The sequence below is a fragment of the Burkholderia sp. Ac-20349 genome (genome assembly GCF_017104865.1).
Lineage (GTDB): Bacteria > Pseudomonadota > Gammaproteobacteria > Burkholderiales > Burkholderiaceae > Burkholderia > Burkholderia aenigmatica.
This window is the reverse complement of sequence record NZ_JAAGPM010000211.1, coordinates 1-9,678: the sequence shown is the minus strand read 5'-3', so window position 1 is coordinate 9,678 and position 9,678 is coordinate 1. Positions and strand designations below refer to the sequence as shown.

The 9,678-nt window shown below is 69.9% G+C and carries 8 protein-coding genes and 2 pseudogenes; 3 read left to right on the top strand and 7 right to left on the bottom strand.

What is annotated here, in order from left to right; all coding sequences use genetic code 11:
- The 6 genes and pseudogenes from G3N61_RS36240 to G3N61_RS36215 all read right to left on the bottom strand — a co-directional run.
- Positions 1–387: pseudogene (locus G3N61_RS36240) on the bottom strand (cytochrome c); the annotation flags it as partial.
- A gap of 50 nt (positions 388–437) precedes the next feature.
- On the bottom strand, positions 438–1,253 hold the full coding sequence (locus G3N61_RS36235; RefSeq protein ID WP_089453082.1) for an ABC transporter ATP-binding protein: 816 nt from the start codon (positions 1,251–1,253) through the stop codon (positions 438–440).
- Positions 1,247–2,341 carry an ABC transporter permease subunit gene (locus G3N61_RS36230; RefSeq protein ID WP_205824793.1) on the bottom strand — a complete coding sequence of 365 codons (1,095 nt, stop codon included), beginning with the start codon at positions 2,339–2,341 and terminating at the stop codon, positions 1,247–1,249. Before G3N61_RS36230 ends, G3N61_RS36235 begins: the two co-directional genes overlap by 7 nt.
- Before the next feature lie 4 nt (positions 2,342–2,345).
- Positions 2,346–3,380 carry an ABC transporter substrate-binding protein gene (locus G3N61_RS36225; RefSeq protein ID WP_205824792.1) on the bottom strand — a complete coding sequence of 345 codons (1,035 nt, stop codon included), beginning with the start codon at positions 3,378–3,380 and terminating at the stop codon, positions 2,346–2,348.
- Positions 3,381–3,412: 32 nt separating this feature from the next.
- Complete coding sequence (locus G3N61_RS36220; RefSeq protein WP_205824791.1) at positions 3,413–4,252, bottom strand: class II aldolase/adducin family protein; 840 nt, start codon at positions 4,250–4,252, stop codon at positions 3,413–3,415.
- Positions 4,253–4,274: 22 nt separating this feature from the next.
- Entirely contained in the window at positions 4,275–5,360 is a 1,086-nt protein-coding gene (locus G3N61_RS36215) for an LLM class flavin-dependent oxidoreductase (RefSeq protein ID WP_205824790.1), read from the bottom strand.
- A gap of 312 nt (positions 5,361–5,672) precedes the next feature.
- On the opposite strand from G3N61_RS36215, the gene G3N61_RS36210 reads away from it, so the two are divergent.
- A complete protein-coding gene (locus tag G3N61_RS36210) occupies positions 5,673–7,079 on the top strand; it encodes an acyl-CoA dehydrogenase family protein (RefSeq protein WP_205824789.1) in 1,407 nt (468 codons plus the stop codon).
- 61 nt (positions 7,080–7,140) lie between these two features.
- Here G3N61_RS36210 and G3N61_RS36205 read toward each other — a convergent pair whose 3' ends face one another.
- Positions 7,141–8,058, bottom strand: a complete 918-nt coding sequence (locus G3N61_RS36205) for a LysR family transcriptional regulator (RefSeq protein WP_205824788.1) — start codon at positions 8,056–8,058, stop codon at positions 7,141–7,143.
- 74 nt (positions 8,059–8,132) lie between these two features.
- On the opposite strand from G3N61_RS36205, the gene G3N61_RS36200 reads away from it, so the two are divergent.
- Both G3N61_RS36200 and G3N61_RS36195 read left to right on the top strand, forming a co-directional pair.
- Entirely contained in the window at positions 8,133–8,699 is a 567-nt protein-coding gene (locus tag G3N61_RS36200) for a cysteine dioxygenase (protein WP_205824786.1), read from the top strand.
- A gap of 103 nt (positions 8,700–8,802) precedes the next feature.
- A pseudogene (locus tag G3N61_RS36195) lies at positions 8,803–9,558 on the top strand (rhodanese-like domain-containing protein); the annotation flags it as partial.
- Positions 9,559–9,678: the final 120 nt, after the last annotated feature.

Below are 9,678 nucleotides of genomic sequence, written 5' to 3'. Positions count from 1 at the left end.
CGATACCGAAAACGGCGCGGGATCGCGTTGGAAACTCGTCGGCACGGCGGGCGAGAGCCACAGCGAAGTCGGCGGCCACGGCGCGAACCACGCAGCGGCCAGCGCGGCGAGCGCCGACGCGACACGCCATTTGCGCGAAGCGAGCGCGATGCCCGCGAGCACGACGGCCAGCGCCGTCGCCGCGGCGGCGAACGCGAATTGCCGCGTGAGCCCCGCGTCGATGCGCAGCGTTTCGAGCGCGATGCGGTGTGTCCACGGCCACGCGGCTTGACCGTCGGCGTCGCCCGTCAGCCCGAGCGCATGCAGCACACGCGCCAGCGCGATTTGCGCGCGGTACAGCCCTTGCAGGAACACGAGCGCCCAGTCGGCAAACGTCGGCGTGTTCATCGGCACCATTCCCGCCGCGCCGCGGCCCATCGTCGAACGGCACTGCGCATCTACCAGCTCGCATCGAGCCCGAGATGCCGCAGCGCGTCGTGACGCAGTTCCGCGAGGCGCGGGTCGCCGCGATGGCGCGGGTAGGGCAGGTCGACGTGCAACTCGGCGACGATCCGCGCGGGACGCGGCCCGAACACGATCACGCGCTGCGCGAGGAACAGCGCTTCCTCGACATCGTGCGTGACGAGCAGCGCGGAGAAACCGTCGCGTTGCCACAGCGCGGTGAGCTCGGCCTGCATCGTGAGCCGCGTCAGCGAATCGAGCTTGCCGAGCGGCTCGTCGAGAATCAGCAGGCGCGGATCGTTGACGAGCGCGCGGGCCAGCGCGACCCGCTGCGCCATCCCGCCGGACAACTGGTGCGGGAACACGTTCGAGAATTCCTGCAGCCCGACGCGCGCGAGCGCATCGTCGACGCGATGCTGCGACGCACGCGCCACGCCGCGCGCCTCGAGGCCGAGCGCGACGTTCGCACGCACGCGCCGCCACGGGTACAGCGTCGGGTCCTGGAACACGACGATGCGCGACGGATCGGGTTGCTCGATCGGCACGCCATCCTGCGCGATCGTGCCTTGCCGCGCGGCGTCGAGGCCCGCGACAAGGCGCAGCAGCGTCGATTTCCCGCAGCCGCTCGGGCCGAGCAGCGCGACGAATTCGCCGGCCGCGACCGACAGCGTGACGTCGTCCAGCACCGGCAGCGCACCGCCGGGGCCGTCGAACGCATGGCTCACGCGGCGGATGTCGATGCGCGCACCGCGCGGCGTCGTGGCGGCGGGCGCGGCGGCAACGGACGAGTCGAGACCGGCGGCGCTTACCATTTGACGGTTCCTTTCTGCCAGGCGAGCACGCGGTCGCGCACCGCGAACAGCAGCGCGATCAGCCCGGAAAACAGCAGCGCCATCACGATCAGCGCCGCATACATGTTCACGTACGATGCCCAGCCCTGCGCCCAGCTCAGGTACCAGCCGAGCCCCGACTTGACGCCCATCATCTCGGCGACGACCAGCACCGTGAACGACGCGCTCAGCCCCATGAAGATGCCGACGAACACGTGCGGCAGCGCGGCCGGAATCGCGACGCGCAGCACGAGGAAGCGCGCGTTCGCACCGAGCGTGCGCGCGACGTCGTAATACTGCTTGTTGACGCTCGCGACACCGGACCACGTGAGCACCGCGACCGGGAAGCCAGTCGCGAGCGCGATCAGGAACGCGGCGGCCGAATAGCTCGACGGGAAGAAGTAGAACGTGAGCGGCAGCAGGGCGGTGGCCGGCACGGGGCCGAGCACGCGCAGCACCGGATGCACCCAGTAGCCGATCCGGCGCGACCAGCCGATCGAGACGCCGACTGCGAAACCGACCGTGACGCCGTACGCAAAGCCGAGTGCGAGCAGCTTCAGCGTGTTGCCGGCGCTGCCGAGCAGGCGCGGCCAGTCGTCGACGTAGACCTCGATCAGCGCTTGCGGCGGCGCGAAGAACGGCGTCGGCAGCCAGCCGGTTTTCGCGGTGACGATTTCCCACGCGGCGAGCACGAGCGGCAGCGCGACGAGCCACGGGCCGGCCGGGCGCACGCGCGCGAGCCGCGTGCGCGTCGCCGGGACGAGATGGCCGAGCGTCGCGGCGGCGAGCAGCAGCGCGGCGATCGTCCACGCACCGGCGGCGAATTCGTCCGTGTACGCCCAGTCGGTGAAACCGACGACGCGGTTCGGCCACAGTTGCGTGAATGCGCCGAGCGCCGCCCACGCCAGCGCGGCGGCGATGCCGGTCGGCCAGGTGCGCGCGCGCCGGGCTTCGGCGGCGAGCGTGGCTTCGCACGCCGTGCAGGCGCCGCGCGTCGCGGATGCAGCGGCACTGCCGCCGGCAGGGGCCGACGTGGTGCGCGCGGATGAAGCGTGTTCGATCGTCGACATCGCGTTACCCCAGCACGTTCGCATAGACCTGCTGCGCGAAGCGCTGCGGGTCGGTGCTCTTCTTCAGCACGCTGATGCGGCGGAAGTCGTCCGCGTAGAACGCGATTTCCTGCTGCAGGTCGACGTTGGTCGGGTGGTGGTTGTAGGTGAGCGTCGCGTAGAGCTTGCGCAGGTCCTCGGGGCTGATCTTCGGCGAATACTTCGCGAACACCTTCGCGGCTTCGTTCGGGTTGTCGTGCGTGAATTCGGTGGCCTGCACGATCGAGCGCGCGAGCGCGGCGGCCGACGGCCGGTCGTTGCGCACGAGGTCGCCGCGCGCGCCGATCACGCAGCACACCTTGCGCGCGTATTCGCCGGACAGGTTCGTCGCGAGCTCCGCATACGCGCCGTTGCTGCGCTTTTCGAGCAGATAGAGGTTCGGGTCGCCGTCGGCGATCGCGTGGATCTCGCCCTTGTCGACCGCGACGCCGAGCAGGTCGGCCGGATACTGCCGCCACGTGATGTCGCGCTCGGGATCGATGCCGTTCTTCGCGAGCAGGATCGAGAAGAAATGCTTGCCGGGCGCGGCCAGGTCGCTGACGCCGACCGTCTTGCCCTTCAGCGCCTGCAGCGTCGTCACGCCGGCCGCCTTCGCGCCGAGCAGCCGCACGCAGCCGCCATGCGAGCTGCCGATGATCTTCACGTCGAAGCCGGCTTCGAGCGGCTTCAGCCAGCGGTGGATCATCCCGACCGCCGCATCGGCCTTGCCGGTCGCGATCGATTCGAGCAACTGGTCGGTCGAGCCGCTGTAGTTGATCAGCTCGACCTTCAGGCCGTTCTTCTCGAAGAAGCCGCGCTCCTGTGCGACGACGATCGGCGTCAGGCAGAACGCGTTCTGGTTCCACGCGAACGTGAGCTTCTTCAGCGGCGGCGCGGACCAGGCCTTGCGGCCCAGCGTGATCGCGGGCGTGGCGAGCGCGACGGCGCCGGCGGCGCGCAGCAGCTTGCGGCGTTTGTCGTCGTGCGTGTCGGCGGGCGCGGGGGCGGTGGTTCGGGTCATGGGGTCGGGTCTCCGGTCATGCGGAAAGGCGCTCAGTCGAGCAGGTCGGGTTCGTCGGCGACGACGCGCGCGAACAGGCTGTCGAATGCATGCAGCGCGCCCTCGGGGCCGCCGATCTGGCCGTGCGTGTGGCGCGCGATCGCGGGATCGATCGGCTGCGGCGTGCCGGCCGCCTCGGCCAGCAACTGCGTGTGCGCGGCGTTGTCGAGCGCGATGTACCACCACGCGGCGGCCTCGACCGTCGGGCCGGCGGTCAGGATCCCGTGGTTCTTCAGGATCGCGCCCTTGTGCGTGGTGCCGTCCGGCTTCGCCAGCGCATCGGCGATTCGTGCGCCTTCGCTGGTGTCGACGACCATCCCCGTGAAGTCGTCGAACAGCGCGTGGTCTTCGTAGAACACGCACGCGTCCTGCGTGAGCGGGTCGAGCGGGCGGCCGAGCGTCGACCACGCCTTGCCGTAGGTCGAATGCGTATGCGCGGCGGCGACGATGTGCGGATGCGCGTCGTGGATCGCCGCATGGATCGCGAACGCGGCCTTGTTCAGCGGCCGCGTGCCGATCGCGGTTTCGCCGCGCGCGTTGACGAGCAGCAGGTCGGACACCTTGATCTGCGAGAAATGCACGCCGAGCGGATTCACCCAGAAGTGGTCGGGCAGTTCGGGGTCGCGCGCGGTGATGTGGCCGGCGAGCCCCTGCGCGAAGCCGAAGCGTGCAAACAGGCGGAACGCGGCCGCGAGCCGTTCCTGACGGTGGCGGCGCTCGGCGGCGACGTCGATGCGCGGTGCCGGCGAATCGAACCAGAAATGCTGGCGCGGCGACGCGGCGAGCGTGAGGCCCGACGCAGTGCGTTGGGGCGTGGACAGAACGGCGGACATCGGATGGGTCTCCCGGGTTGCGTCAGGCTGCGCGGCGCGCCGCGTCGCGTGCGGCGACGGCGCTGCGCACGCGCGGAATCAGTTCGCGGCCGTAGTCGATCGCGTCTTCGAGCGGATCGAAGCCGCGAATCAGGAAGGTCGTGACGCCGAGGTCGTAGTAGTCGAGCAGCGCATCGGCGACCTGCTCGGGTGTGCCAACGAGCGCCGTCGAATTCGAGCGCGCGCCGGTGAGCTTCGCGATCTCGGTCCACAGCCGCTTGTCGACGCGCGAGCCGCGATCGGCCGCGGCCAGCAGGCGACGCGCGCCTTCGCTCTGCTGCGGGCCGCCGGCACTGAGGCCGGCCACTTCGCGCAGCCGGCGCGTTTCGTCGAGGATGCGATGCGCGCGCGCCCATGCTTCGTCTTCGGTCGCGGCGAGGATCGGCCGGAACGACACGGAGAAGCGCACCTGCCGGCCGTGCTTCGCGGCTTCGGTGCGCACGCGCGTCGTCAGGTCACGCACCTGGTCGAGCGATTCGCCCCACAGCGCGTAGACGTCCGCGTGCTTGCCGGCCACTTCGAGCGCGGCTTCCGATGCGCCGCCGAAATAGATCGGCACATGCGGCTGCTGGAACGGCTTCACATCCGAAAAGCCCTGCTTGAACCGGTAGTGCGCGCCGTCGTGATCGAACGGCTGCGCTTCGGTCCAGATCCGCCGCAGGATGCCGAGGTATTCGTCGGTGCGGGCATAGCGCGCGTCGTGGTCGAGGAAATCGCCGTCGCGTTGCTGTTCGCTGTCCGAGCCGCCGGAGATGAAGTGCACGGCGAGCCGGCCGCGGCTGAACTGGTCGAGCGTCGCGATCTGCCGCGCGGCGAGCGTCGGCGCGGTGAAGCCCGGGCGATGCGCGAGCATGAAGTGGATTCGCTCGGTCGCGGCCGCCGCGAACGCGATCGTCAGCGTCGCAGACGGGCCGGTCGAGTGATGCGGCACGAGGATCCGGTCGAAGCCGGCCGTCTCGTGGGCACGCGCAAAGTCGCGCACGTAGTCGGGATCGACGACGGGGCCGGACGGCGGGTGGATTTCCGACTGCTTCTGGCTCTGGATCATGCCGATGAATTCGACGCTCATCTGGGTCTCCGGTGCAGGGACGTCCCGGCGCGCGGCCGGGCAGGAATGGAGCGCAGGTTAACGCCGGGATCATGCGGAATGGAAATAATCAATCCCGATTTGAATATCAGATTTGCATGGTTTGGGCGGGGGTGCGCTGCGCCTACGCTGTGGGCTCACGAACGATCGGGCGCGCGGGCGCCGGCGCATCCGGCGCTGCGTGTTCCGGTTCGCCGACTTCATGAGAAACCGCGCCGCGTGGCGATCGATGGCCGCTGTTGCGGCGTTTGCCGCAGCTGCCGTCTTGCCGTATTACCCAGGGAATCCGTTTCGATGTCCGCCAGCCTTGCCGCTTCTTCGCCATCCTCGCAGCCGCCTTCGCTGCGCCTCCTGCCCACCGGTGATGCCGACGCCGATTCCGACGCCGGTTCCGACGATGCGCGCGTCGCCGCGCTGCTCGACCGCCTCGCGCCGGCACTGGCTGCCGATGCGGCGCGCAACGACGTCGACGGCCGCTTTCCGCACGAGAACTTCGCTCGGCTGCACCGCGCGGGGCTGATTGCGCAGGTCGTGCCGCGCGAGCATGGCGGCGCCGGTGCGACGCTCGCGCAGGCGAGCCGGATCGTGGCCGCCGTCGCGCGGGCCGATCCGGCGACCGCGTTGGTGCTGACGATGACGTACCTGCAGCATCGCGCGCTCGGCCGCGCCGACAACCGCTGGCCGGCGCAGGTACGGCGGGCGGTGTTCGACAGCGCGGTCGCACAGGGCGCGCTGATCAACGCGCTGCGCGTCGAGCCCGCGCTCGGCTCGCCGTCGCGCGGCGGCCTGCCGGAAACCATTGCTCGGCGTGACGGCGACGGCTGGCGGTTGTCCGGCCACAAGCTGTACAGCACCGGGATCCCGGCGCTGCGCTGGCTGGCCGTGTGGGCGCGCACCGATGAACCGGCGCCGCGGGTCGGCGTGTTTCTCGTGCCGCGCGACCGCGATGCGGATGGCGACCGCATCCGCGTGATCGAAAGCTGGAATCACCTCGGCCTGCGTGCGTCGGGCAGCCACGAGGTCGTGTTCGATGACGTGTGGCTGCCGGCGGATCACGCGGTCGACGTACGCGCGCCGGACGCATGGGCCGTGTCGGCCGCGACCCACGCGGATGCGGACGCACAGGCCGACCAGCAGGCGTGGATGGTCGGGCTGCTCGGCAGCCTGTACGACGCGGTGGCGCGTGCGTCGCGCGACTGGCTGGTCGGGTTCGCGACGACGCGTGCGCCGAGCGGGCTGGGCGCGCCGCTCGCGACGTTGCCGCGCGTACAGGAGGCGGTCGGCGAAATCGAGGGCTGGCTGCATGCGAACCGCGTGCTGCTCGACGAGCACATCGCGCGCACCGACGCGGGCAATGCGCCGCCAGTCACGACGAGCGGCCTCGTCAAGCGGACCGTGACCGAGCACGCGATCCGCGTGGTCGAGCAGGCGCTGAATCTGTCGGGCAATCACGGGCTGAGCCGCGCCAATCCACTCGAACGCCACTATCGCGACGTGCTGTGCAGCCGCGTGCATACGCCGCAGGACGATGCGATCGCGGTGGCGGCCGGGCGTGCGGTGCTGGAAGCGGTGAGCCGGGGCGAAACGAAGGACGAAACGAAGGGCGAAACGAAGGACGAAGCGAAGGGCGAAACGAAGGACGAAGCGAAGATAGGCGGGGCGTCGGTCAACGAGACCGAACGCGGCCGCGTCGATGCGTGAGCGGAGCAGGGCTGGCGCGGGCGTCGATCGGGCAGCGCGATGCCGTCGCTGCCCGGTACGGTCACGCAGCCTTGCCGTGCGCCTGCTCGGGCAACGCAAACGCCGTGCGCGCATGCGCGGCAACGGCTGCGAGCGGTGCGTCGAAGCGGGCCGCATCGTGCCGGCGCAGCAACCACAGATCGATCTGCGGCTTGAAATCGGTGAGCGGCACGATGTCGAGCGCATCGCGCAGCGGGCTGCCTTCGACGAGCGGCAGCGGCATCAGCCCGATACCGAAGCCGTTCGCGACGCTCTGCAGTTGCAGGTCGCGGCCGTAGGTGTCGAGCGTGACCGGCATCGGCAGGCCCTGCGCGTCGAGCGCGCGCCGCAAGCCCGCGCGAAAGCCGCAGCCGTCGGGGTTGAGCACCCAGCCATGCGCGTGGCAATCGGCGAGCCGGTAACTGCGGCGCGGCCAGTCGCCCTTGCGGCCGACCGCGACGAGCCGCGTGGCCAGCAACCGTTCGCCCTCGACCTGCGCGGGCAGCACCATCTCGCGCGCGAGGAACACGAGCGCCGCATCGAGTTCGCGGCGGGCGACGCGTTCGACCAGCATGCCGCCCCACGCGGTCGTGACCTGCGTCGCGAGTGCGGGCCACTGCGCGGCGAGTTCGGCGATCAGCGCGGGCAGCATCAGCTCGCCGAGGCCCTGCGTGAGCCCGACCCGGAATTCGCCGGCGGGCGGCTGCTCGCCGGCCGTCAGCTCACGCAGCACGTCGACTTCGCGCAGGATTGCGCGACACTGCTCGAAGACCCGCCGGCCGATGTCGGTCGGGCGCGGCGGCTTCGTGTTGCGATCGAGCAGGATCACGCCGAGTGCTTCCTCGAGATTCTGGACGCGCCGCGTGATCGCGGGCTGCGTCATCCCGAGCTCGGCCGCGGCCTGGCTCAGGGTCTGGCAGCGGACGACCGCTGCAAAAGCGTCGATATCGCTAATTTTCATGTTTGTTCTGCATGGTCTTTCGGGTGCATCATGACGATCCATCATATTCGGCATCATATTCGAGGAGCCAGCCGATGAGTACGCTTTCGTTGCATCAGACGCCGCTGCGGCCGTTCGTCGACGGTCTGGGCGCGCTGCTCGCGTCCGGCGCGAACGAGGCGCGCATCCTCGACGAGGGCGGCGCGTTGCTGGCCGCGCTCGTCGAACACGACGACTGGTTGCCCGACGCATTCGCGCAGCCCGACCCCGCGCGCTATCGGCAGTACCTGCTGCATCTCGACCCGGACGAGCGGTTCTCGGTCGTCAGCTTCGTGTGGGGCCCTGGCCAGACGACGCCGATCCACAACCACACGGTGTGGGGGCTGATCGGGATGCTGCGCGGCGCCGAAATCTCGCAGCCGTACCGGTTCGACGCAGCAGGCAGGCCCGTGCCGTCCGGTGAAGCCGTGCGGCTGCAGCCGGGCGAAATCGAGGCCGTGTCGCCGCGCATCGGCGACATCCATCGCGTGACCAACGCGTTCGACGACCAGGTCTCGATCAGCATCCACGTGTACGGCGCGAACATCGGCAAGGTCGAACGCGCGGTGTACCTGGACGACGGTACCGTGAAGCCGTTCGTATCGGGCTATTCGAACGCCTGATGCAACGCGTGTGTGCGACCGGTTGCCCGCACACGCCATCGGGCCCAAGATTCATCCGTTCCGCTTTCTTCACCGACTTCAACGCATTCAAGACAGAGACACCGTGACGCAATCCGCCGATTCCACTTCCCGCTTTCCCGTCGCGTCGTACCAGGACGTGCGTGCGCGCCTGCTGGCCCGCGACGAGATCGCGCTGATCGACGTACGCGAGGAAGATCCGTACGCGCAGGGCCACCCGCTGTGGGCCGCCAACTTTCCGCTGTCGAAACTCGAACTCGACGCATGGACGCGGATTCCGCGCCGCGACACGCCGATCGTCGTGTTCGGCGAAGCGGACGGCGAGGATCTCGCGCCGCGCGCGGCCGCGACGCTCGCGCAACTCGGCTACACCGACGTGCGGCTGCTCGACGGCGGCCTCGCGGGCTGGCTCGCCGCGGGCGGCGAACTGTTCATCGACGTGAACGTGCCGAGCAAGTCGTTCGGCGAATGGGTCGAGGCCGAGCGGCATACGCCGTCGCTGTCTGCACAGGAGGTGCAGGCGCTGATCGATGCGAAGGCCGACGTCGTGATCGTCGACGCGCGCCGTTTCGACGAATACCAGACGATGAACATCCCGACGTCCACGAGCGTGCCGGGCGCGGAGCTCGTGCTGCGCGTGCGCGCGCTGGCGCCGAACCCGGCGACGCAGGTGATCGTCAACTGCGCGGGCCGCACGCGCAGCATCATCGGCACGCAGTCGCTCGTCAACGCGGGGCTGCCGAATCCGGTCGCCGCGCTGCGCAACGGCACGATCGGCTGGACGCTCGCGGGCCAGACGCTCGAGCGTGGCGCCGCGCGCCGCTTTCCGGACGACATCGACGCGACGAGCGGGCCCGTCACGCGGTAGTACGTGGTGCCCGTCTTCGTGTCCTGCCAGCTCTCCATGCCCTTCGCATGCTTGGTCCAGAAGTCCTGCGGCAGTTCGCGCACGCCGTTGTAC